Origin of the sequence: Variovorax sp. J22G73, from assembly GCF_030317035.1 — a bacterium.
Classification (GTDB): domain Bacteria; phylum Pseudomonadota; class Gammaproteobacteria; order Burkholderiales; family Burkholderiaceae_C; genus Variovorax.
This window is the reverse complement of the sequence record NZ_JASZYK010000001.1, coordinates 1,063,118-1,083,982: the sequence shown is the minus strand read 5'-3', so window position 1 is coordinate 1,083,982 and position 20,865 is coordinate 1,063,118. Positions and strand designations below refer to the sequence as shown.

The following is a 20,865-nucleotide window of genomic DNA, read 5'->3' as shown; positions in this document are numbered from 1 at the left end:
GGCTACTGACAAGACGTTGTCAGTAGCCGGGCCGCACCATCAGGGCTCCTTCAACAGACACGAAAGAGAGCCCTTCATGCAACAACAAAGCGCCATCAGCTGGTTCGAGATTCCGGTTGCCGACCTCGACCGCGCCCAGGCCTTCTATGAAACCGTGCTGGACCGCAAGCTGCGTCGCGAAAGCATGGGCGGTGACGCGCTGGCCGTGTTTCCCTATGAGCGCCCCGCCACCGGCGGCGCCCTGCAGGCAGGCGCCAGCGCCACCGCGCGTGCCGGCAGCAGCATTCGCATCTACCTGGACTGCGCGCCGAACAGCATCGACGGCGTGCTCGCGCGCGTCGAGGCGGCCGGCGGCCACATCGTCGCGCCCAAGTCGGCATTGCCGCCGGGCATGGGCTTCATCGCCCACATGCGCGACACCGAAGGCAACGAAGTCGGCCTGCACGCACTGAGCTGACACGTCATGGCCCAACGCAACTGGATCGCCGTGGCCAGCGCCGAGCACGCCAGGCGTGGGCGCGACCACCGCCCGCTCGGCTTCATGCAGGTCGGCCACGGCAAGCACGCGCCGCTCAAGCGGCTTGCCGCGGGCGACCGCGTGGCCTACTACTCGCCGGCCACGGTGTTCAGCGGCACCGACAAGCTGCAGAGCTTCGTGTCGATCGGCATCGTGCAGCCCGGCGCGCCCTACGAGTTCGACATGGGCAACGGCTTCGTTCCCTGGCGCCGTGACGTCGCTTATGCACACTCGCACGAGGCGCCGATCGCGCCGCTGATCGAGCGGCTCGCGTTCATCGAGAACCCCAAGCTGTGGGGCTACAAGTTTCGCTTCGGCATGTTCGATATTTCAGACGCCGACATGAAACTGATTGCCGAGGCCATGAAGGCCGACCTGAAAATGCTCGCACTTTGATCGCACTTCGAGAAAGAGAAAACATGGAACCTACCCGTCACCACCAGGACGCCTTCAGCGTCGCCGGCATTTCGGTGCGCACCACCAACCGCGAGGAAGGCAACCCGGACACGGCGCGCATCGGCGCGCTGTGGCAACGCTTCTTTGGCGAGGAAACCTATGCAGCGACGCCGCACCGCACCGCCGACACGCGCATCTTCAGCGTCTATTCGGCCTACGAATCGGACGCGCATGGGGCCTTCGACGTGATGGCGGGCGTGGCGGTCTCGGGCGGCACGAACAGCGTGGCCATCGAGGCCGGCGACTACCTCGTGTTCAACGGCCAGGGCGAGATGCCGCACATGGTGATCGCCACGTGGCAGCGCATCTGGCAGTATTTCGAGGCGCACCCGGAAGTCGTGCGCACCTACCGCAGCGACTTCGAGGCCTACGAAGGGCCGGACAAGGTATCGATCCACATCGGCGTTTCGTGAGCAACCCGAAGCGCTCGATCTCCGAAGACATCGCCACAAAACTCTCCTTGCCACTTTGATGCGCCGCGCCGACCGCCTCTTCCAGCTCGTGCAGCTCATTCGCGGCCGCCGCCTGACCACGGCCGCCTTTCTAGCACAGCGCCTGGAGGTGTCCGAGCGCACGGTGTACCGCGACGTGGCCGACTTGCAGCACCAGGGCGTGCCCATCGAGGGCGAGGCCGGCGTCGGCTACCGGCTGGGCGCGGGCTTCGAACTGCCGCCGCTGATGTTCACGCAGGACGAGGCTTCGGCGCTGGTGGCCGCGGCGCGGCTGGCGCAGAGTTGGGTCGACCCTGCGCTGGCACGCGACATCGAAAGCGGGCTGGGCAAGATCCTGTCGGTGCTGCCGCCGGCGGCGCGGGTTTCCGCCGAGGCGCTCGCCCTCTACGCACCGGCCATGGGCCTGGACGACGCCCTGCGCGCGCGGCTGCAGACGCTGCGCGAAACGGTGCAGTCGCACCACAAGCTGCGGCTGCAGTACCACGACGTGTCGGGCGATGCCAGCGAGCGCACCGTGCGGCCGCTGGGCTGCTTCTATTGGGGCAAGGTCTGGACGTTGTCGACCTGGTGCGAGCTGCGCAACGACTTTCGCGGCTTTCGCGTGGACCGCATGGCCGCGATCGAGGTGCTGCCGGAGCGCTTTCGCGACGAACCGGGCAAGACGCTGGCCGACATGCTGCGGCAGCTGAAGGCCGAGACGGTGCAGGGAAAGATCGTGCCGCAGAAGCCGCAAGACCCGCCGCCGTGGTCCGACACGGCAACCAGCGGCGGCTGAGCCCGCTCAGTACTCGTCGTTGTGGCTGTAGCCGACCAGGTTCTCGAACTTGGTGATCGGTTTCAGGAACGCCAGCTTGATGGTGCCGGTGGGGCCGTTACGGTGCTTGCTGATGATCACCTCGGCAACGCCCGGCTCCTTCGACTCCTTGTTGTAGTAGTCGTCGCGGTAGATGAACATGATGATGTCCGCGTCCTGCTCGATGGCGCCCGACTCGCGCAAGTCGCTCATCATGGGGCGCTTGTCGGTCCGGCTTTCCACCCCGCGGCTGAGCTGCGACAGCGCAATCACCGGGCACTTCAATTCCTTGGCCAGCATCTTCAGGCCGCGCGAGATTTCGCCCACGGCCGTGGCGCGGTTCTCGTCGCCCGAACTGCTGGTCGACATGAGCTGCAAGTAGTCGACCACGATCAGGCCCAGGCGCCCGTACTGGCGCGCCAAGCGGCGCGCATTGGCGCGCAGCTCGCTGGTCGACAGGCCCGGCGTTTCGTCGATGTGCAGCGACACGGTGCGCAGCTTCTCGATGGCTTCGGTCAGGCGTGGCCACTCCTCGTCGCTGAGCTTGCCAGTGCGCAGGTGGCCCTGGTCGATGCGGCCGATGGAGCCCACGATACGCACCGCCAGCTGGGCAGCACCCATTTCCATCGAGAACACCGCCACCGGCAGCCCCTCTTCCAGCGCCACGTGCTCGGCGATGTTGATGGCGAGCGAGGTCTTCCCCATCGAGGGCCGCGCGGCCAGCACGATCATGTCGCCCGGCTGCAGGCCCGAGGTCATCTTGTCGAAGTCGTTGAAGCCGGTGCGAACGCCCGTGATGTCGTTCGGGTTCTCGGCCATCTCGGTCACGCGGTCGAGCAGCTCGACCACCAGGGCGTCCATGCTCTGGAAGCCCTGCTTCATCCGCGTGCCTTCTTCGCCGATGTTGAAGATTTTCTGTTCGGCTTCGTCCAGGATCTTGTCGACGGCCTTGCCCTGCGGATTGAAGGCGTTGGTCGCGATCTCGTCGCTGGCGGACACGAGCTTGCGCAGGATCGAGCGCTCGCGCACGATCTCGGCGTAGCGGCGGATGTTGCTCGCGCTGGGCACGTACTGCGCGAGCGAGTTCAGGTACACCAGCCCGCCGATGTCGTCGGCCTTGCCAAGATTCTGCAGCTGCTCGTAGACCGTGATCACATCGGCCGGCTTGCTGGCGTTGATGAGCCCGCCGATGGCCGCATAGATCAGCTTGTGCTCGTGGCGGTAGAAGTCGCCGTCGACCAGCAGGTCACCCATGCGGTCCCAAGCGCCGTTGTCGAGCAGCAGGCCACCGAGCACGCTCGATTCGGCCTCGATGGAGTGAGGCGGAATGCGCAGCTTGGCAACTTCGCGATCGGCCGACGGGTTGTTGTCGGCATAGGAAAAAACGGCGGCCATGGACTTCCCTTGCAACCCTGCATGCTAAGCCGCGCACGCGAATGCGTGTGTGGACAAGGTTGTGAATAAACGGTGATCTTCCAGTGCAATCGGCTGGAAAACTCGGGTGCGGAAAAAGAAAAAAGAAAAGCCGCCCGAGGGCGGCTTTTGCTGCAGCGCAAAGATGCGCTGAGAACGATCAGGCGGTTTCGCCGTAGACCGTCACGGTGATGTCGACCACCACGTCGGTGTGCAGGGCAACGCTCACAGTGCTGTCGCCAACCACCTTGATCGGGCCGTTGGGCAGGCGCACTTGCGCCTTGACGACCTTGTAGCCCTGCTTGTTCAGCTCTTCGGCGATGTCGCCGTTGGTGACCGAACCGAACAGACGACCGTCGACGCCAGCCTTTTGCGTCAGCTTGATGGTCGTGCCACCGAGCTTCTCGCCTTGTGCTTGCGATTCGGCCAGCTTGGCGGCCGCAGCCTTTTCGAGTTCGGCGCGCTTGGCTTCGAATTCGGCCTTGTTGCTGGCGGTGGCGCGGCGGGCCAGACCCGTGGGGATCAGGAAGTTGCGTGCGTAGCCGTCCTTGACCTTGACGATATCGCCCAGGGCACCGACGTTGACAACCTTGTCCAGAAGAATGATTTGCATGGTCAGGGCTCCTTAGACGCGGTGCTGGTCGCTGTACGGCACCATGGCCAGGAAGCGCGCGCGCTTGATGGCGGTGTTCAGCTGGCGTTGGTAGATCGCGCGCGTGCCGGTCAGGCGTGCGGGGATGATCTTGCCGTTTTCGCTGATGAAGTCACGCAGCGTGTCGATGTCCTTGTAGTCGATTTCTTCGACGCCAGCGACGGTGAAGCGGCAGAAGCGCTTGCGCTTGAACAGCAGCGACTGGGTGTTGCGCTTCGGGCGCTTGTCTTTGTTGAATTTCTTGAACGTGGCCATGATGGACCTCTCGAAAAATTAATCTTGCTGGAAGTCCTGCACATGCAGGACCGGATGCTTGCCGTTGCCCGGTGTCGCGAGAAATCCCTGAAAACGCCAGAGACTTCCCATCGACTGCCTTGCGAGCCGTTCGGCGATGGCGCCGAAGGCAACGGCCTTGAGGGCCGCTTTCACCTGCCTGGGCTTTCCCGCCTCCTGGAGCGTCGACTCGTGTTCGAGCTTCAGGTCGATGGCGGGCAAGCCGGCTGGCGTGTATCGCAGGGTTCCGAGTTCGGCAACCGAGGCGGTCAGCAAAAGCTGATTGACCCCTGTTGCCGCAGCGGCGGCACTCACACCATCAGTTGTTGTTGGCGGCGTATTCGGCCTGCTGAGCCTTGCGGGCTTCTTCGCGCTCGACCGTCTTCATCATCGACGAAGGACCGGTGTCGGCCTTCTTCTTCTGAACAGTCAGGTGGCGCAGCACGGCGTCGTTGAACTTGAACGCGTGTTCCAGTTCGCCCATCACGGCTTGTTCAGCTTCGATGTTGACGCACAGGTAGTGAGCCTTGTTGAGCTTGTTGATCTGGTAAGCCAGCTGACGGCGGCCCCAGTCTTCAACGCGGTGGATCTTGCCGCCGCCGGCCGTGATCAGGCCCTTGTAGCGCTCCAGCATGGCCGGAACTTGTTCGCTCTGATCCGGGTGGATCAGCAAAATGATTTCGTAGTGACGCATGGCACTCCTTGTGGATTCTTCCGAAGAAGAGAAAAAAGCCACCTGCAGCGTCTGGCGCAGTGTGGCAAGGCAAAGCCGGCGATTATAGCCCTGTAATTCGCAGGCCGGCAAGCGGCTCAGTCGTTCAGGGCCTTGTCGAGCGCCGCGGCCTTCTCGGGGCCGACCGCCGCACGGATCTTGGGCGCCAGCGCGACCAGGTCTTCGTAGCTGGCGGTGCCCTCCACCTGCAGGTTGAGCCTGAAACCCATCAGTCCGAGGCTGCCGGTGAGCTGAGTGGCGATGGGATAGGCGTCCTTGTAGCGCTGCTGCTTGCTGCGTCCGGAGCCGATGCTTGCCGCGGCACCCGTCGAAGGCGGGACCAGCTCGGAGCCCGCAGATACAGGCACCGCCGAATGCGTACCGCCCGCAGGCGCCAGCACCCCGAGCTCGACCATCTGGTCGATATCCTCGCGCGCGATGCCCATGCCTGCGGCCAGCACGTCGTCTACCGAGCGCTTGCCGTCGAAAAGAATGAATGCCGAACGCTGGCGCGGCGACAGCGGGACCGATCGGTCCTTCAAGGCCCGCTGGCCCGTCTCCGTCTTGACAAGAATCATGGTGTCTTCCCCTTCCGGGATACGCCCGTGAATCTCATCAGTCTGGCATCAATTACGCATTTTGTTTCAATAAAACGCGCAAGACGCGGGAATCCCCCGATGGGGATTTCCGCAATCCGCAATGCGCCGGAGGTCAGCGATTGGCCAGTTGCTGCCAGGTGTCGATCACGCTGTCAGGGTTCAGCGAGATCGATTCGATGCCCTGCTCCGCCAGCCACAGCGCGAAGTCCGGGTGGTCGCTGGGGCCCTGGCCGCAGATGCCGACGTACTTGCCTTGCGCCTTGCAGGCCTTGATGGCGCGACTCAGCATGGCCTTCACGGCCGGGTCGCGCTCGTCGAAGTCGGCCGCCAGCAGCTCGAGGCCCGAGTCGCGGTCCAGGCCCAGCGTCAGCTGGGTCAGGTCGTTCGAGCCGATCGAGAAGCCGTCGAAGAACTGCAGGAACTCATCGGCCAGGATGGCGTTGCTCGGCACCTCGCACATCATGATCAGCTTGAGCTCGTTCTCGCCGCGCTTCAAGCCGTGCTCACCCAGCAGCCCGGTCACGCGCTCGGCTTGGCCCAGCGTGCGCACGAAGGGCACCATGATCTGCACGTTGACGAGGCCCATGTCGTTGCGCACGCGCTTGAGCGCCTCGCATTCCATGGCAAAGGCTTCGCCGAAGTCGGCGCTCAGGTAGCGCGCGGCACCGCGGAAGCCCAGCATCGGGTTCTCTTCTTCCGGCTCGTAGCGGCTGCCGCCGATGAGCTTGCGATATTCGTTCGACTTGAAGTCCGACAGCCGCACGATGACCGGCTTGGGCCAGAACGCGGCCGCGATGGTCGCGATGCCTTCGGCCACCTTGTCGACGTAGAAAGCACGCGGCGAGGCGTGGCCGCGGGCCACCGACTCGACGGCCTTCTTCAGGTCGTTGTCGACGTTCGGGTAGTCGAGGATGGCCTTCGGGTGCACGCCGATGTTGTTGTTGATGATGAACTCCAGCCGGGCCAGGCCCACGCCGTGGTTCGGCAGTTGCGCGAAGTCGAAGGCAAGCTGCGGGTTGCCCACGTTCATCATGATCTTCAGGTCGATCTCGGGCATCACGCCGCGCTGCACTTCCGTCACTTCGGTCTCGAGCAGGCCGTCGTAGATGAAGCCGGTGTCGCCCTCGGCGCAGCTCACGGTGACCAGCGTGCCGTCCTTCAGCAGGTCGGTGGCGTCGCCGCAGCCGACCACGGCCGGAATGCCGAGTTCGCGCGCGATGATGGCCGCGTGGCAGGTGCGCCCGCCGCGGTTGGTGACGATGGCGGCGGCGCGCTTCATCACCGGTTCCCAGTTGGGGTCGGTCATGTCGGTGACGAGCACGTCGCCGGCCTGCACCTGGTCCATTTCGCTGATGTTGTGCACCAGGCGCACGGCGCCGGTGCCGATCTTCTGGCCGATGGCGCGGCCTTCGGCCAGCACGGCGCCCTTGCCCAGCAGCTTGTAGCGCTGCTCGGCCTTGCCCTGCTGCTGGCTCTTCACCGTCTCGGGGCGCGCCTGCAGGATGTAGAGGTGGCCGTCGGTGCCGTCCTTGCCCCACTCGATGTCCATCGGGCGGCCGTAGTGCTCCTCGATGACCAGCGCGTACTTGGCCAGTTGCTCGACGTCGGCGTCGCTCAGCGAATAGCGGTTGCGCTGCTCGGCCTTGACGTCGGTGGTCTTCACCAGCTTGCCGCTCGCCTTCTTTTCCTCGGGCGTGGCGAACTCCATCTGGATCAGCTTGGAGCCCAGGTTGCGACGGATCACGGCGCGCTTGCCAGCGCGCAGCGTCGGCTTGTGCACATAGAACTCGTCGGGGTTCACGGCACCCTGCACCACCGTTTCGCCCAGGCCGTAGCTGGAGGTGATGAACACCACGTCTTCGAAGCCCGACTCGGTGTCGATGGTGAACATGACGCCGGCGGCGCCCAGGTCGGAGCGCACCATGCGCTGCACGCCGGCCGACAGCGCGACCACGTCGTGCTCGAAGCCCTTGTGCACGCGGTAGCTGATGGCGCGGTCGTTGTACAGGGAGGCGAAGACCTCCTTCATCTTGTGCAGCACGTCCTCGATGCCGACCACGTTCAGGAAGGTTTCCTGCTGGCCCGCGAACGAGGCGTCGGGCAGGTCTTCGGCCGTTGCCGACGAGCGCACGGCGAACGAGGCGGCCGGGTTGCCGGCGCTCAGCGTGGCAAAGGCTTCGCCGATGGCTTTCTGCAGGTCGGCCGGAAAGGGCTGGGCCTCGACCATGGCGCGGATTTCGGCGCCGGCGGTGGCCAGCGCGCGCACGTCTTCGGTGTCCAGAGCGGCCAAGCGCTTGCTGATCTTGTCGGCCAGGCCGTCATGGGCCAGGAACTGGCGGAATGCGTGCGCCGTGGTCGCGAAACCGGTCGGCACCCGCACGCCTTGCGGCAGCTGCGAGATCATTTCGCCGAGGCTGGCGTTCTTGCCGCCAACCGCCTCGACGTCGGTCATTCTCAGGTTTTCAAACGGTACGACCAGGGCGGTCGCGTCGAAAAGTGCAGACATGGGGAAGCTCCAGAAGTTGAAACCGGTGCCGCATGCAGACGGCGCGGCACGATCGTTGTCGTTGCTTTGGGTGCGGGCGCGGTGTGCATGGAAAGAAATGAGGGGGTCGGGAAAGCGGATTCCCGATAATGGCCCGGATTGTAGGCGTGGCAAGGTCGCGCGCGCCGCAGGACAAGGCCGCAAGAGCAACACCATGCATACACGCACTGTTTTCTTCATTTCCGACGGCACCGGCATCACGGCCGAGACCTTCGGCAATGCCGTTCTCGCCCAGTTCGAGATGAAACCCCGCCACGTGCGCCTGCCCTTCACCGACACGGTCGACAAGGCCCACCAGGCGGTGCGGCACATCAACCACACGGCCGAGCTCGAGGGCGTGCGGCCCATCGTCTTCACCACCCTGGCCAACATGGACGTGCTGGAAGTGATAGAGACCGGCTGCAAGGGCATGCTGCTGGACATGTTCGGCACCTTCGTGCGGCCGCTGGAAATCGAGCTGGCCATGAAGTCGAACCACCGCATCGGCCGCTTCAGCGACGTGAGCAAGAGCAAGGAATACAACGACCGCATCGCCGCCATCGACTTCAGCCTGCAGCACGACGACGGCCAGAGCAACCGCGACCTCGAGGGCGCCGACGTCATCCTGGTGGGCGTGAGCCGCAGCGGCAAGACGCCGACCTCGCTCTACCTGGCCATGCAGCATGGCCTGAAGGCGGCCAACTACCCGCTGATTCCGGAAGACTTCGATCGCCGCCAGCTGCCGCCGGCCCTCACGCCGCACCGCAAGAAGATCTTCGGGCTGACCATCCAGCCCGAGCGGCTGAGCGAGATCCGCAACGAGCGCCGTCCGAACTCCCGCTACGCCAGTCTCGAAAACTGCCGCCACGAGGTGAGCGAGGCCGAGGCGATGATGCGCCGCGCCGGTATCCGCTGGCTGTCGACCACCACCAAGTCGATCGAGGAAATCGCGACGACGATCCTGCAGGAGCTGCGGCCCGAGCGGCTGAACTACTGAAGTCGCTATCTTTTAGATAGCAGCCGCAAGATCACGGGGTCACCCGAAGAGATATTGCACGGTGCCGTCCGCGCTGGTCACCGGCTGGCACGGCGTGCGCCAGACCGCCTCGATCAGCGCCGGCTCGAGCACCTCGGCCGCCGGCCCCTGCACCAGCCCGGCATTGCCACCCAGCACCACCACCTCGTCGGCATAGCGCCGCGCCAGGTTCAGGTCGTGCAGCACCGCCACCACGCCCACGCCGCGCTCGGCCCAGGCGCGCAGCAGGCGCATCGCCGAGTGCTGGTGCGCCAGGTCGAGTGCCGCGGTGGGTTCGTCCAGCAGCAGCCAGCGGCTGGCCCCATCGGGCCGCGGATGCCACAGCTGGGCCAGCGCGCGCGCCATGTGGGCCCGCGCCTTTTCGCCGCCCGACAGCGTATTGAGGATGCGCGGCGCCAGCGCCGACACGTCGGTCAGCGACATGGCCTCCTCCACGATCGCATCCTCGTCGCGCCCGGGCGCGCGCCGGTGCGGATAGCGGCCCAGCGCCACGATCTCCTGTGCCGTGAAGTCGAAGGCGACCGCGCTCTCCTGCGGCATCAGCGCGCGGCGCAGCGCCAGCGCCGGCATGCCGTGCGCCTCGAGCGGGCGACCATCGAGCGTCACCCTTCCCTGCGTCAGCACGCGCTGGCCGGCCAGCACCGACAGCAGCGTCGACTTGCCCGCGCCGTTCGGCCCGAGGATGGCCGTTACCCGTCCAGCCGCCAGCTGCACGGAAGCGTTGGCCAGCAGCGTCTTGTCCCCGATGCGGACCTCGACATCGGCGCAGGCGAGCGCCATCGGATCGATCGGCTTGCTCATATGCGTCCCTTGAACCGCCGCAGCATCCACAGGAACACCGGCACGCCGATGAACGCGGTGAGCACGCCCAGCGGCAACTCGGCCGGCGCCATCGCCGTGCGTGCCACCGTGTCGGCCACCAGCACCAGCACCGCGCCCAGCAGGGCCGAGGCCGGCAGCACCACGCGATGGTCGGGCCCGGCCACCATGCGCACCCAGTGCGGCGCGATGAGCCCGATGAAGCCGATGATCCCGGTCGTCGCCGTCACCGCTCCCACGGCCACCGCCGTGACGACGATGGCGCGCCGCTTGACGCGCTCGACGTCCACGCCCAGCAATGCCGCCTGCGCCTCGCCCAGCGCGATGGCGTTCAGCGGCGCGGCCAGCGAGCGCGCTGCAATGCAGGCCAGCAGCACCGCCGCGGCCACCAGCAGCACGGCGCTCCAGCGCGCGCCGCCCAGGCTTCCCAGCAGCCAGAACTGCAGGCTGCGCAGTTGCTCGTCGGTCGCCATCACGCTGAGAAAGCCGAGCCCCGCGCCCGCCAGCGCGTTGACCGCGATGCCCGCCAGCAGCATCAGCGCCATGCGCGTGCCGCCCTCGCTGCGCGACAGGCCGTAGATCAGCAAGGTCACCGAGAGCCCGCCGCCGAAAGCCATGAGCACCAGCGTCCAGCTGCCCAGCGTGCGCGGCAGCGATGGCCAGAGCGACGCGCCCAGGATGATCGTCACGCCCGCCGCCAGCGCGGCGCCGCTGCTGATGCCCACCAGCCCCGGATCGGCCAGCGGGTTGCGAAAGAGCCCCTGCATCAGCGTGCCCGCCATGCCCAGCCCCGCGCCCGCCGCCACGCCCAGCAACAGCCGCGGCAGGCGGATGTTGAGGAACACCAGGTGCTCGGGCGACTTGTCGGCACCGTGCCCCAGCGTCGCCAGCACGTTCCAGAGCTGCGGCAGGCTGATGGCGTAGGCGCCCGACACCGCGCCCAGCACCAGCGCCGCGGCGAGCAGCAGCGCGCTGCCGCCCAGCACGGCCCGTGCGGAAAACCGCTGGCTCATGCCACGGCTGCCACAAATTTCTCGTGCAGGTCGGCAATCGATGCCGGCGTGCGCGGGCCGAAGCCCAGCAGCAGCAAGGCGTCCTGCGTGATCAGGCTGCGCTTTTTGAAGGCTGGCGTGAGCGCCAGTTCGGGCCGCTGCCAGAACTTGTCGACGCCGCCGTGCGCTTCGATGCTCTGCGTGCTCGTGAGGATGACGTCGGGCGCGGCGCTGGCCATGGCCTCGGCCGTCATCGGGCGGTAGCCCTGGAAGCCGCCGAGCGCGTTCACGCCGCCGGCAAAGCCGATCACCGAATGCGCGGCGGTCTTCTCGCCCGACACCTGCGGACTGGCGCTGTGCGACAGCACGAACAGCACGCGCGGCTTCCGGCCCTTGAAGGCGGCCACCCGCTGCTGCACCTGGCCCCACTCGGCATCGAGCCGGGCCTGCAGCGCGCGCGCCTGGGCCTCGCGGGCGGCGGCGCGGCCCACGGCCTGCACCTTGCGCTGCACCTCGGCCCAGCTGTGGTCGGCTTCGATGATCTCGACCTTCACGCCCGCGCTGCGCACCTGGTCGAGCACCACCGACGGGCCCGACTCGTTGGTGGCGATGATGGCGTCGGGCTTCAGCGACAGCAGGCCCTCGGCCGACAGCTGGCGCATGTAGCCCACCTTGGGCGTGGCGCGCGCGGCGGCCGGGTACAGGCTGGTGGTGTCGGTGCCCACGAGCTGCCCTTCGGCGCCCAGCAGGTACACGACCTCGGTGATGGCGCCGCTCACGGTCACCAGCTTCGGCAGCTTCGGCTCCTGCGCGAACAGCGGCAGCGCGGCGGCACCGAGCGACGAAGCGCTCAGAAGGCCCAGCAGGCGCAGCACGTCGCGGCGCTGCGCGAGGCGGGTGTGGATGTCCATCGCGGCGCTCATGGCTTCTGCGCGGTGGGTTGCAGGCGCGGCAGCACGCGCACGATGCGCCGCCACTCCTCGCGCTCGGGGTGGCCCGGCTTGCGCGCGCCGAAGAACATCGCCATCAGCTCGCCGGCCTGGTCGAAGGCCTCGACCGAGGTGACGATGCCGTCGCTGGTCGGCTTCTCGACGATCCATACGCTGGCGATGCGGTCTTCGCGCATGTGGAGGTTGAAGCCGGGGTCGAGCACGTTGAGCCAGCGCATGGGCGCGGCGCCTTCGCCGTGGCCCTTCATTTCCATCGGCTCGATGCGGACCACCGGGCCGGAGTGGATCTGGATGCAGCCCGGGCTGCCGACGAACACCATGATGGGCGTGCCGTCGAACGCGGCTTCGTTCAGCAGGCCGCCGATGGCACCGAGCGCGGCGCGCTGCGTGAACTCGCCTTCGGTCAGCCGAAAGCTCTGCTGGCGCTCCACGCCGAACTTGTTGAGCAGGCCGAAGAACTCGTGCGTGTCCTTCATGCCGCGCCAGGCCTCGGCCAGGGCCGCGCGGTCGATGGCGCTGTCGTCGCGCGGCGCGGCATTGTCTTCGGCGGGCACGAACACCACGGGCGCATTGGGTGCATCGGGCGCGGTGTAGGTGTCGATCATCGACTGGAACGCATCGCGGTCGGTCGCGTCGCGCACGAAGATCTTGTGCACCGCCACGCCCTGCGGGTTGAAGAACTGCAGGCTCAGCGACGGCGCAACGCCGGGGTTGGCCGCCGCCTCGCTCACCGCGAAGCCCGCATGCCAGCGGCTGAAGAACAGCCGCAGGTCGATGGCCTCGCCCAGCGCGAGCCCCATGGCTTCGCTTCCCGACACCTTTTCATAAACCCCGGTCTTCTCGTGCACCGTGGTCTCGTTGCGCGTGAGCGCGAGCACGGGGCCGCACAGCTCCAGCGCCTGCAGCAGCTCGACCCACGGGCCGCGCAGCCGCGTGGCGCGCAGCGCCTTGTCGTGCGTGCCGGTGTGCGCGGCCACGGCCGCGCCTTCTGACAGGCCCATGGCCGCGGCGGCGTCCTTGTGGCGCATGCCCTTGGCGCGCAAGGCGGCAAAGCGCTCTCGCTGGTCCTGGTGGCCTTGCTGGTCTTGATCTCGGTCGGCGTTCATCGGGTTTTCCTTTGTCGTGTGCAATGCGATCGATGGCAATCAGAAGTCGGCCACCAGCGATACGTTGAAGCTGCGGCCCGGCTGCGTGTAGGCGTCGCGCGTGGTCGAGGTCGAGGCCAGGCCGCGCACGTCGCTCCACATCCAGTAGCGCTTGTTCGTGAGGTTGGTGACCGACGCGTTCAGCCGCAGGTCCTTGCGGATGCGCCACTGTGCGCTGATGTCGAAGGTGGTGGCCGCGGGCGTGCGGAACTGCGTGCCGGTCGTGACCTCGCTGGCGTCGATGTCCGACCACTTCTTGCGCGCGTGGTTCACCGCGTCCAGCCGCACGCTCCACACCGGCGCCTGGTACTTGATGCCGACGGCCGCTTTGCTCGGGTCGATGGAATTGAGCGGGCGGTTGTTGGTGCGGTCGCGCCCGCGCGTTTGTCCGTAGGCAAAGGGCACGGAGAAGCCGTTGCCGTTGTCGGTGAAGTCCAGCTCGCCCTTGAACTCGAAGCCGCTGATGCGCGCGCGCCCGATGTTCACCGACTGGAAGGTCGCCGGATTGGTGCGCGAGCCGAACACGCCGCCGACCTGGCGGTCGTTCTCGATCAGGTCCTTGTAGTCGCCCGTGAACGCGGCCACGTCGTAGCTCAGCACGCCGACGCGCCCGCGCGTGCCGATCTCGATGTTCTGGCTCTTCTCGGGCTTCAGGTTCGGGTTGGGAATGGTCTTGTAGCCCGAGATCACGTTCTCGAAGAAGTTGTTGACCTGGAACGCGTTGGGCGCCTTGAAGCCCGAGGCGTAGTTGCCGTAGAGGCTCCATTGCGGCGTGGCGCGGAACAGCACGCCGAGCTTGGGCGACACGGCCGAGCCCGAGAGCGACACCGCCTGCGCGCCGAAGCCTGCCTGCTTCGCGTCGAGCGAGAAGCGGTCGAAGCGAATGCCGGGCGTGATGCTCCAGCGGTCGTGGATGAACTCGTCCTGCAGGTAGAAGGCATACGAGGTCTCGCGCGTGTCGGGGAAGCGCTTGAGCGGATAACTCTCGCCGGCCGGCGGTACCAGGCCGGCCTGCAGGTTCTCGACGCTGGTGCGGGTGTAGTCGAGGCCGTAGGTGATCTTCTGCGCCCAGCTCCCCATGTGCACCGTCTTGTCGGCCTGCAGGCCGAGCTGCCAGGTGCTCTCGTCGTAGGTCACGTCGCGCGTGCGGTCGGCGGCGGTGTAGCGGTCTTCGTAGATGAACTCGCGCGACTTCGCCTTCTGGTAGCTCGCCACGGCCAGCAGGCTGTCTGCCACCACCGAGTTCACGCGAATGCGACCGTCGTAGGTGAAGCGGTCGCGCTGCAGGTCGGTCTTGGCGTTCAGGCCAATGACCGAGGTCGATGCGTACGGCGGCTTCGACACACCCGACAGCAGGTCGTAGCGGGCGGTCTTGTCGACGTGCTCGAAGGTGAAGCCGTGGCGCTGGTCGGCATTGGGCGTGAGGATGACCTTGGCCAGCAGCGCCTTGTTGCGGTCGCGCTCCGGGTTGGGCGTGGTGCGGTCGACGTTGGCCGCGTTGTTGGTGCCCATGTTTTCCAGCGCGCTGGAGCGGCCGATGTTGGCCGAGATGAGCCACTGCAGCGTGTCGTTGGCCTTGCCCGCGAGCGTGACGCCGCCGTGCGTGCCGTTGTCGTCGCCGCTGTAGCCGATGTTGGCGCTGCCGCCGAAGGTCTTGCCGTCCTTCAGGTAAGACGCCGGGTCGCGCGTGATGAAGTTCACCAGCCCCGCGAGGCCGTCGGAGCCGTAGAGCGCGGACGCCGGGCCCTTGATGATCTCGATGCGCTCGAGCAGGCCGATGTCGAAGTAGTCGCGCCCGAACGCGTTGGCGCTGAACACATAGCTGCGCGGCGTGCGGATGCCGTCGGTCAGCATCAGCACGCGGTTGCCGTCGAGGCCGCGGATGTTGAAGCCCGCGTTGCCGTCGCGGCCCGTGCTGCCCTGCGCCAGGCCGAAACGCGCCGGCGCGCGCTTGACCGACACGTTGGGCAGATCGCGCACGGCATCGCGGATGTCGGTGATCTGCTTGGACTCGATGTCGTCGCGGCCGATGACCTCGGTGCTCACCGGCAGGTCGTCGCGCGCCTGCTCCGAGCGCGAGCCGCTCACCACCACTTCATTGAGCGCCGCCACGCGCTGGGCCCATGCGGGCGCCGCGAGACCGAGCCCGGAGGCGATCAGGCAAGGCAGGAGAGCGAGGCGGTGGGAGGAGCGAAGTTGGGTTTTTGCGGCCACGAAAAAAGGTCCAGAAACAGTTGAAAAACTGCTTGCTGGACCTTCTTGCGCAAGAAACTGCGCCGTGCGACCTGGCTGGCAATGAGAGGCGTCCTAGCAACGTAGGACAACGCCTTTCATTGTATGAGAATAATTCTCATCTAAACAACTAAATGCTTACTTATGCTGGGGCCGATGTGCGAATCAAATGGTCGAACGCACCCAGCGCCGCCTTCGCACCGTCGCCGGCCGCGATGATGATCTGCTTGAACGGCACAGTGGTCGCATCGCCTGCCGCGAACACGCCGGGCACCGAGGTCTGGCCGCGCGCGTCCACGATGATTTCGCCGTGCTTCGACAACTCGACCACGCCCTTGAGCCAGTCGGTGTTGGGCACGAGGCCGATCTGGATGAACACGCCTTCGAGCTCGACCTTCTTCGACTCGCCCGTCGCGCGGTCCTTGTAGACCAGGCCGTTGACCTTCTGGTCGCCGGTGATCTCGGTGGTCTGCGCGTTGGTGAACACGTCGACGTTCTTCAGGCTCCTGAGCTTGCGTTGCAGCACGGCGTCGGCACGCAGCTGGGTGTCGAACTCGATCAGCGTCACATGGCCCACGATGCCGGCCAGGTCGATGGCAGCCTCCACGCCCGAGTTGCCGCCACCCACCACCGCCACGCGCTTGCCCTTGAAAAGCGGACCGTCGCAATGCGGGCAGTAAGCCACGCCCTTGTTCTTGAACTCGTGCTCGCCGGGCACGTTGATGTTGCGCCAGCGCGCGCCGGTCGAAATGATGACGGTCTTGCTCTTGAGCGACGCGCCGCTTTCTAGCTGCACCTCCACCAGGTCCTTGCCCGGAACCAGCGCCTTGGCGCGCTGCAGGTTCATGATGTCGACGTCGTAGTCGCGCACATGTTCTTCGAGCGCATGGGCGAACTTCGGGCCTTCGGTTTCCTTGATGGAGATGAAGTTCTCGATGCCCATGGTGTCCAGCACCTGGCCGCCAAAGCGCTCGGAAGCCACGCCGGTGCGGATGCCCTTGCGCGCCGCGTACACCGCGGCTGCCGCGCCTGCGGGGCCACCGCCGACGATGAGCACGTCGAACGCTTCCTTGCCGGCGATCTTCTCGGCTTCGCGCTCGACGCCGCTGGTGTCGATCTTCGCGAGGATTTCTTCCAGGCTCATGCGGCCCTGGCCGAACTCGGTGCCGTTCAGGAACACGGTCGGCACGGCCATGATCTGGCGTTCCTTCACTTCGTCCTGGAAGGTGCCGCCTTCGATCATCGTGGTGCGGATGCGCGGGTTCTGGATCGCCATCAGATTCAGCGCCTGAACGACGTCGGGGCAGTTGTGGCAGGTGAGCGAAACGTAGATCTCGAACTCGAAGTCGCCGTCGAGCGCCTTGATCTGGTCGAGCACCGCCTGCTCGACCTTCGGGGGGTAGCCGCCGATCTGCAGCAACGCAAGAATCAGCGACGTGAATTCATGGCCCATCGGCAGGCCGGCAAAACGCGGACCGTGGTTTTCGCTCGGACGGTTGACCGAGAACGAGGGCTTGCGGTGGCTGTCGTCGCGGCTTTCGGTCAACTTGACCAGCGGGGACGAATCGGCCACGTCCTTCAGCAGCGACAACATCTCGCCCGAGGCCTGGCTGTCGTCGAGCGAGGCGACGATCTCGATCGGCTGCGTGGCGCGTTCGAGGTAACTCTTCAATTGGGCTTTGGTGTTTGCGTCGAGCATGAGGAACTTTCTTTCGATAACTGGAAACTATCAACTGGGGCCGAAAAAGCCCGGGGCCTCGTGAGCGCCCGGGCTTTCGCGCGGGGACGCTTAGATCTTGCCGACGAGGTCGAACGACGGAGCGATGGTCTTGTCGCCGTCATTCCACTTGGCCGGGCAGACTTCGTTCGGGTGGGCGGCGGTGTACACGGCTGCCTTCAGCTTGCGCAGCGTTTCCTTCACGTCGCGGGCGATTTCGTTGGAGTGCACTTCGGCGGTCTTGATGATGCCTTCGGGGTTGATCACGAAGGTGCCGCGCAGTGCCAAGCCTTCTTCAGGAATGTGCACGCCGAAAGCGTTGGTCAGCGTGTGGGTCGGGTCGCCCACCAGCGGGAACTTGGCCTTGCCGACGGCCGGCGAGGTGTCGTGCCAGACCTTGTGCGAGAAGTGCGTGTCCGTGGTCACGATGTAGACCTCGGCACCCAGCTTCTGGAACTCGGGGTAGTTGTCGGCCGCGTCTTCGACTTCGGTCGGGCAGTTGAAGGTGAACGCTGCCGGCATGAAGATCAGCACGGACCATTTGCCCTTGAGCGTCTCGTCGGACACATCGATGAACTTGCCGTTGAGGTAGGCCTGGGTCTTGAAGGGCTGGACTTGGGTGTTGATCAGGGACATGGTGATTCCTTGGATGCTTCGGGTGGACAGAATTAAGTGCGAGCCATGAGTATAACTACCAATTAAACATCTTTAATAGCCAGTACCTATTAAAAGTATTGGGAGTTGCTATGTTCCCGATGGCTGCAAAACGCGTTCGGCAACGTTTCAATACGAACGTGTATCACCATCAAACGCATGCAGACCGGCGCAGCATGGGATTGCTTGCAAGTGCGCGTGCGCTCCTCTGACAATCCCCTCTTTCAGAACAAGGAAAACGATCATGAAGGGCGACCCCAAGGTCATCGAACATCTGCAGGCGCAGCTCAAGAACGAGCTGACCGCAATCAACCAGTACTTCCTCCACTACCGCATGCTCAAGCACTGGGGCCTGGACAAGCTGGCGAAGAAGGAATACGAGGAATCGATCGGCGAAATGAAGCACGCCGACAAGCTGATGGACCGCATCTTCATGCTCGACGGCCTGCCGAACCTGCAGGACCTGGGCAAGCTGAACATCGGCGAAGACGTGCCCGAACTGCTGCGCTGCGACCTCGGCGCCGAAACCGGCGCGCAAGCCACCATCAAGGACGGCATCCAGCATTGCGAACTGGTGCGCGACTACGTTTCGCGCGACCTGCTGCAAGAAATCCTGGACGACACCGAAGAGCACATCGACTTCCTGGAAACGCAAATCGACCTGATCGACCGCGTCGGCCTGCAGAACTACCTGCAATCGCAGATGGGCGAACTCGAATAAGTACTGCGCAGCGCTTTTGCGCCGGCCAATGCAACGGGACTTCGGTCCCGTTTTTTATTGCTTTACGTAACTTAACTCCTCACGAATAACAGTCATTCTCATTCGCCCGGATAAAATCCGCGCCTTCGATGACTGCCACCCGCCCCGACAACCGCCGCCGTGCCTACTGGCTCAAGACCCTGCACGAATGGCATTGGGTCAGTTCGGCGATCTGCCTGATCGGGATGATCCTGTTCAGCGTGACGGGCTTCACGCTCAACCACGCAGGGCAGATCGAGGCCAAGCCCGCCGTCACAAAGCTGAGCGGCACGGTCGACGAGCCGCTTCGTGCAGCGCTCGAAAAGCTGCTGCCCGCCGCCAGGGCGCAGAAGGGCAAGGCCCCCCTGCCCTCCGAACTGCAGGCCTGGGTGCAGGCGCACTGGGACATCGGCACCGCCGGGCGCGACGCCGAATGGTCCGACGACGAAATCTATCTCTCGCTCCCACGCCCCGGCGGCGATGCGTGGCTGCGGCTGAACCTCGCTGACGGCGAGATCGAATACGAGCGCACCGACCGCGGCTGGCTCTCCTACCTCAACGACCTCCACAAGGGCCGCAACACGGGCGCCGCGTGGAGCTGGTTCATCGACATCTTCGCGGGCGCCGCGCTGGTCTTCTCGATCACCGGCCTGTTCATTCTCAAGATGCATGCGGGCAACCGTCCGTTCACCTGGCCGATGGTGGGCATGGGCCTGGTCATTCCGGTGCTGCTCGCGCTGCTGTTCATTCATTGATTCACCGATCCAGGAAAAGAGGTTTCCCGTGCACGTTCGCTACTCCCTCGCGCCGCTCGCCATGTCGGCGCTGTTCGCCGCCCCGGCTTTCGCGGCCGGCCTGGCCGTCAACATCGAGATCCCGCGGCTGAACGCGTCGGAGTACCACCGTCCCTATGTCGCGACCTGGATCGAGCGCGCCGACAACACCGTCGCCGGCACGCTGGCCGTCTGGTACGACGTGCGCACCAAGACTAACAACCCCGAGGGCGAAGGCACCAAGTGGCTGAAAGACCTGCGCCAGTGGTGGCGCCGCGGCGGCCGTGAACTCGCGGTGCCGGTCGATGGCGTCACGGGCGCCACCAAGCCGGCCGGCAAGCACCAGCTGAGCTTCACCGAAGGCACGGCGCCGCTGCCCAAGCTCGCACCCGGCGCCTACAAGCTGGTGGTGGAGGCGGCACGCGAAGTCGGCGGCCGCGAAGTGGTGAGCATCCCGTTCCAATGGCCGCCGACGGCAGCGTCGCAGCCGACCGCCAGCGGCAAGGAAGAGCTGGGCGAGATCAAGCTCGAACTCAAGCCCTGACTCACGCCAAGCCGGAACCACCGTCCGCCTCCCAACAAGCACCCAAAGACCTCCCATGACCCGCCTCCCCCTGCGCACCACCGCCCTCGCCTTCGCCCTTTCGGCCATCGCTTCGCTGGCCCAGGCACACAACGCCTGGCTGCTGCCCTCGTCCACCGTGTTCTCCAAGGCAGACACGGTCAGCGTCGATGCCGCCGTGTCGAACGACCTGTTCGTTGCCAACCATGCGCCGCTGCGCCTCGACGGCCTGCAGATCACCGCGCCCGACGGCAGCACCGTCAAGCCCGAGAGCGAAGCCAAGCTCAAGCTGCGCAGCGTGTTTGACGTGAGCGTCGCGCAAACCGGCACCTACCGCATCGCCGTGGTCAACGCCGGCGCGTTCGCCAGCTGGAAGGACAAGGCCACCGGCCAGGCCAGGCGCGCGCGCGGCTCGGTCGACACCATTGCCAAGGAAGTGCCCGCCGACGCGACGGACGTGAACATCACGCAGTCGTCGGGCCGCATCGAGACCTTCGTGACGGTGGGCAAGCCGTCAGCGCTCAAGCCGGTCGGCCAGGGCCTCGAGCTCATCGCCAGCGGCAGCCCGACCGACCTGGTGAAGGGCGAGAAGGCCACATTCACGCTGCACCTGGACGGCCAGCCCGCCAAGGACCTCGAAGTGACCGTGACGGCCGGCAACACCCAGTACCGCGACAAGCTCGAAGAGCTCAAGCTCAAGACCGACGACAAGGGCCAGTTCAGCTTGACCTGGCCGGCCGCCGGCATGTACTGGCTCGACGCCAGCACCAAGGACGGCAAGACCACCGTGCCGCAAGCCAAGGAACGCCGCCTGAGCTACGCGGCAACCCTTGAAGTGATGCCCTGACACAGCCA

Annotated in this window: 23 protein-coding genes; 9 read left to right on the top strand and 14 right to left on the bottom strand. The window is 65.7% G+C overall.

Annotated features, from left to right (window positions below; genetic code table 11):
• Window positions 1-76 precede the first annotated feature (76 nt).
• From QTI51_RS05105 to QTI51_RS05090, 4 genes are read left to right on the top strand one after another with little or no spacing between them, the layout of a single operon-like run.
• Window positions 77-457, top strand: coding sequence for a VOC family protein (locus QTI51_RS05105; protein WP_116907912.1), 381 nt, complete (start codon window positions 77-79; stop codon window positions 455-457).
• Between the two features lie 6 nt (window positions 458-463).
• Complete coding sequence (locus QTI51_RS05100; RefSeq protein WP_116907913.1) at window positions 464-913, top strand: EVE domain-containing protein; 450 nt, start codon at window positions 464-466, stop codon at window positions 911-913.
• Between the two features lie 23 nt (window positions 914-936).
• The gene (locus QTI51_RS05095; protein WP_286512551.1) at window positions 937-1,386 is read left to right on the top strand and encodes a GyrI-like domain-containing protein; all 450 of its coding nucleotides are present in this window, start codon (window positions 937-939) and stop codon (window positions 1,384-1,386) included.
• 58 nt (window positions 1,387-1,444) lie between these two features.
• On the top strand, window positions 1,445-2,200 hold the full coding sequence (locus QTI51_RS05090) for a helix-turn-helix transcriptional regulator (RefSeq protein ID WP_116907915.1): 756 nt from the start codon (window positions 1,445-1,447) through the stop codon (window positions 2,198-2,200).
• Between the two features lie 6 nt (window positions 2,201-2,206).
• Here QTI51_RS05090 and dnaB read toward each other — a convergent pair whose 3' ends face one another.
• The 7 genes from dnaB to ppsA all read right to left on the bottom strand — a co-directional run bounded on the left by dnaB (window position 2,207) and on the right by ppsA (window position 8,373).
• On the bottom strand, window positions 2,207-3,613 hold the full coding sequence (gene dnaB, locus QTI51_RS05085) for a replicative DNA helicase (RefSeq protein ID WP_116907916.1): 1,407 nt from the start codon (window positions 3,611-3,613) through the stop codon (window positions 2,207-2,209).
• A 178-nt stretch (window positions 3,614-3,791) separates the two neighbouring features.
• A complete protein-coding gene (rplI, locus tag QTI51_RS05080; RefSeq protein WP_116907917.1) occupies window positions 3,792-4,244 on the bottom strand; it encodes a 50S ribosomal protein L9 in 453 nt (150 codons plus the stop codon).
• Window positions 4,245-4,256: 12 nt separating this feature from the next.
• The gene (gene rpsR, locus QTI51_RS05075) at window positions 4,257-4,538 is read right to left on the bottom strand and encodes a 30S ribosomal protein S18 (RefSeq protein ID WP_007830781.1); all 282 of its coding nucleotides are present in this window, start codon (window positions 4,536-4,538) and stop codon (window positions 4,257-4,259) included.
• Window positions 4,539-4,556: 18 nt separating this feature from the next.
• On the bottom strand, window positions 4,557-4,871 hold the full coding sequence (gene priB, locus QTI51_RS05070; protein ID WP_116907918.1) for a primosomal replication protein N: 315 nt from the start codon (window positions 4,869-4,871) through the stop codon (window positions 4,557-4,559).
• A gap of 4 nt (window positions 4,872-4,875) precedes the next feature.
• Window positions 4,876-5,250: a 30S ribosomal protein S6 gene (gene rpsF, locus QTI51_RS05065; protein WP_093125029.1), complete on the bottom strand. Its 375-nt coding sequence runs from the start codon at window positions 5,248-5,250 to the stop codon at window positions 4,876-4,878.
• A 116-nt stretch (window positions 5,251-5,366) separates the two neighbouring features.
• The gene (locus QTI51_RS05060) at window positions 5,367-5,846 is read right to left on the bottom strand and encodes a hypothetical protein (protein WP_116907919.1); all 480 of its coding nucleotides are present in this window, start codon (window positions 5,844-5,846) and stop codon (window positions 5,367-5,369) included.
• Between the two features lie 133 nt (window positions 5,847-5,979).
• Window positions 5,980-8,373, bottom strand: coding sequence for a phosphoenolpyruvate synthase (gene ppsA, locus QTI51_RS05055; protein ID WP_116907920.1), 2,394 nt, complete (start codon window positions 8,371-8,373; stop codon window positions 5,980-5,982).
• 193 nt (window positions 8,374-8,566) lie between these two features.
• Between ppsA and ppsR the strand changes: the two genes are divergently transcribed.
• Entirely contained in the window at window positions 8,567-9,388 is an 822-nt protein-coding gene (gene ppsR / locus QTI51_RS05050) for a posphoenolpyruvate synthetase regulatory kinase/phosphorylase PpsR (protein WP_116907921.1), read from the top strand.
• A gap of 39 nt (window positions 9,389-9,427) precedes the next feature.
• Here ppsR and QTI51_RS05045 read toward each other — a convergent pair whose 3' ends face one another.
• The 7 genes from QTI51_RS05045 to ahpC all read right to left on the bottom strand — a co-directional run bounded on the left by QTI51_RS05045 (window position 9,428) and on the right by ahpC (window position 17,918).
• Complete coding sequence (locus QTI51_RS05045; RefSeq protein WP_116907922.1) at window positions 9,428-10,228, bottom strand: heme ABC transporter ATP-binding protein; 801 nt, start codon at window positions 10,226-10,228, stop codon at window positions 9,428-9,430.
• Entirely contained in the window at window positions 10,225-11,259 is a 1,035-nt protein-coding gene (locus QTI51_RS05040) for a FecCD family ABC transporter permease (RefSeq protein WP_116907923.1), read from the bottom strand. The genes QTI51_RS05045 and QTI51_RS05040 overlap by 4 nt, the downstream gene beginning before the upstream one ends.
• The gene (locus QTI51_RS05035) at window positions 11,256-12,161 is read right to left on the bottom strand and encodes a heme/hemin ABC transporter substrate-binding protein (protein WP_116907924.1); all 906 of its coding nucleotides are present in this window, start codon (window positions 12,159-12,161) and stop codon (window positions 11,256-11,258) included. The genes QTI51_RS05040 and QTI51_RS05035 overlap by 4 nt, the downstream gene beginning before the upstream one ends.
• Window positions 12,158-13,294 (bottom strand): hemin-degrading factor, encoded by a 1,137-nt coding sequence (locus QTI51_RS05030; RefSeq protein ID WP_116907925.1) that lies wholly within the window; start codon window positions 13,292-13,294, stop codon window positions 12,158-12,160. The genes QTI51_RS05035 and QTI51_RS05030 overlap by 4 nt, the downstream gene beginning before the upstream one ends.
• Before the next feature lie 39 nt (window positions 13,295-13,333).
• Window positions 13,334-15,547, bottom strand: a complete 2,214-nt coding sequence (locus QTI51_RS05025; RefSeq protein ID WP_116907926.1) for a TonB-dependent hemoglobin/transferrin/lactoferrin family receptor — start codon at window positions 15,545-15,547, stop codon at window positions 13,334-13,336.
• A gap of 160 nt (window positions 15,548-15,707) precedes the next feature.
• The gene (gene ahpF, locus QTI51_RS05020; protein ID WP_116907927.1) at window positions 15,708-17,264 is read right to left on the bottom strand and encodes an alkyl hydroperoxide reductase subunit F; all 1,557 of its coding nucleotides are present in this window, start codon (window positions 17,262-17,264) and stop codon (window positions 15,708-15,710) included.
• Window positions 17,265-17,354: 90 nt separating this feature from the next.
• Window positions 17,355-17,918 (bottom strand): alkyl hydroperoxide reductase subunit C, encoded by a 564-nt coding sequence (ahpC, locus tag QTI51_RS05015; RefSeq protein WP_116907928.1) that lies wholly within the window; start codon window positions 17,916-17,918, stop codon window positions 17,355-17,357.
• 262 nt (window positions 17,919-18,180) lie between these two features.
• Between ahpC and bfr the strand changes: the two genes are divergently transcribed.
• From bfr to QTI51_RS04995, 4 genes are all read left to right on the top strand, one after another.
• Entirely contained in the window at window positions 18,181-18,657 is a 477-nt protein-coding gene (bfr, locus tag QTI51_RS05010) for a bacterioferritin (RefSeq protein ID WP_116907929.1), read from the top strand.
• 128 nt (window positions 18,658-18,785) lie between these two features.
• Complete coding sequence (locus QTI51_RS05005) at window positions 18,786-19,430, top strand: PepSY-associated TM helix domain-containing protein (RefSeq protein ID WP_116907930.1); 645 nt, start codon at window positions 18,786-18,788, stop codon at window positions 19,428-19,430.
• A gap of 61 nt (window positions 19,431-19,491) precedes the next feature.
• The gene (locus QTI51_RS05000) at window positions 19,492-19,992 is read left to right on the top strand and encodes a DUF2271 domain-containing protein (RefSeq protein WP_503011482.1); all 501 of its coding nucleotides are present in this window, start codon (window positions 19,492-19,494) and stop codon (window positions 19,990-19,992) included.
• Window positions 19,993-20,047: 55 nt separating this feature from the next.
• A complete protein-coding gene (locus tag QTI51_RS04995; RefSeq protein WP_116907932.1) occupies window positions 20,048-20,857 on the top strand; it encodes a DUF4198 domain-containing protein in 810 nt (269 codons plus the stop codon).
• Window positions 20,858-20,865 lie beyond the last annotated feature (8 nt).

Bases quoted from the DNA above. Each gene is read 5' to 3' on its own strand.
- QTI51_RS05105 (WP_116907912.1), top strand. From the start codon at position 77: ATGCAACAACAAAGCGCCATCAGCTGGTTCGAGATTCCGGTTGCCGAC.
- QTI51_RS05100 (WP_116907913.1), top strand. From the start codon at position 464: ATGGCCCAACGCAACTGGATCGCCGTGGCCAGCGCCGAGCACGCCAGG.
- QTI51_RS05095 (WP_286512551.1), top strand. From the start codon at position 937: ATGGAACCTACCCGTCACCACCAGGACGCCTTCAGCGTCGCCGGCATT.
- QTI51_RS05090 (WP_116907915.1), top strand. From the start codon at position 1,445: ATGCGCCGCGCCGACCGCCTCTTCCAGCTCGTGCAGCTCATTCGCGGC.
- dnaB (WP_116907916.1), bottom strand. From the start codon at position 3,613: ATGGCCGCCGTTTTTTCCTATGCCGACAACAACCCGTCGGCCGATCGC.
- rplI (WP_116907917.1), bottom strand. From the start codon at position 4,244: ATGCAAATCATTCTTCTGGACAAGGTTGTCAACGTCGGTGCCCTGGGC.
- rpsR (WP_007830781.1), bottom strand. From the start codon at position 4,538: ATGGCCACGTTCAAGAAATTCAACAAAGACAAGCGCCCGAAGCGCAAC.
- rpsF (WP_093125029.1), bottom strand. From the start codon at position 5,250: ATGCGTCACTACGAAATCATTTTGCTGATCCACCCGGATCAGAGCGAA.
- QTI51_RS05060 (WP_116907919.1), bottom strand. From the start codon at position 5,846: ATGATTCTTGTCAAGACGGAGACGGGCCAGCGGGCCTTGAAGGACCGA.
- ppsA (WP_116907920.1), bottom strand. From the start codon at position 8,373: ATGTCTGCACTTTTCGACGCGACCGCCCTGGTCGTACCGTTTGAAAAC.
- ppsR (WP_116907921.1), top strand. From the start codon at position 8,567: ATGCATACACGCACTGTTTTCTTCATTTCCGACGGCACCGGCATCACG.
- QTI51_RS05045 (WP_116907922.1), bottom strand. From the start codon at position 10,228: ATGAGCAAGCCGATCGATCCGATGGCGCTCGCCTGCGCCGATGTCGAG.
- QTI51_RS05040 (WP_116907923.1), bottom strand. From the start codon at position 11,259: ATGAGCCAGCGGTTTTCCGCACGGGCCGTGCTGGGCGGCAGCGCGCTG.
- QTI51_RS05035 (WP_116907924.1), bottom strand. From the start codon at position 12,161: ATGAGCGCCGCGATGGACATCCACACCCGCCTCGCGCAGCGCCGCGAC.
- QTI51_RS05030 (WP_116907925.1), bottom strand. From the start codon at position 13,294: ATGAACGCCGACCGAGATCAAGACCAGCAAGGCCACCAGGACCAGCGA.
- ahpF (WP_116907927.1), bottom strand. From the start codon at position 17,264: ATGCTCGACGCAAACACCAAAGCCCAATTGAAGAGTTACCTCGAACGC.
- ahpC (WP_116907928.1), bottom strand. From the start codon at position 17,918: ATGTCCCTGATCAACACCCAAGTCCAGCCCTTCAAGACCCAGGCCTAC.
- bfr (WP_116907929.1), top strand. From the start codon at position 18,181: ATGAAGGGCGACCCCAAGGTCATCGAACATCTGCAGGCGCAGCTCAAG.
- QTI51_RS05005 (WP_116907930.1), top strand. From the start codon at position 18,786: ATGACTGCCACCCGCCCCGACAACCGCCGCCGTGCCTACTGGCTCAAG.
- QTI51_RS05000 (WP_503011482.1), top strand. From the start codon at position 19,492: ATGTCGGCGCTGTTCGCCGCCCCGGCTTTCGCGGCCGGCCTGGCCGTC.
- QTI51_RS04995 (WP_116907932.1), top strand. From the start codon at position 20,048: ATGACCCGCCTCCCCCTGCGCACCACCGCCCTCGCCTTCGCCCTTTCG.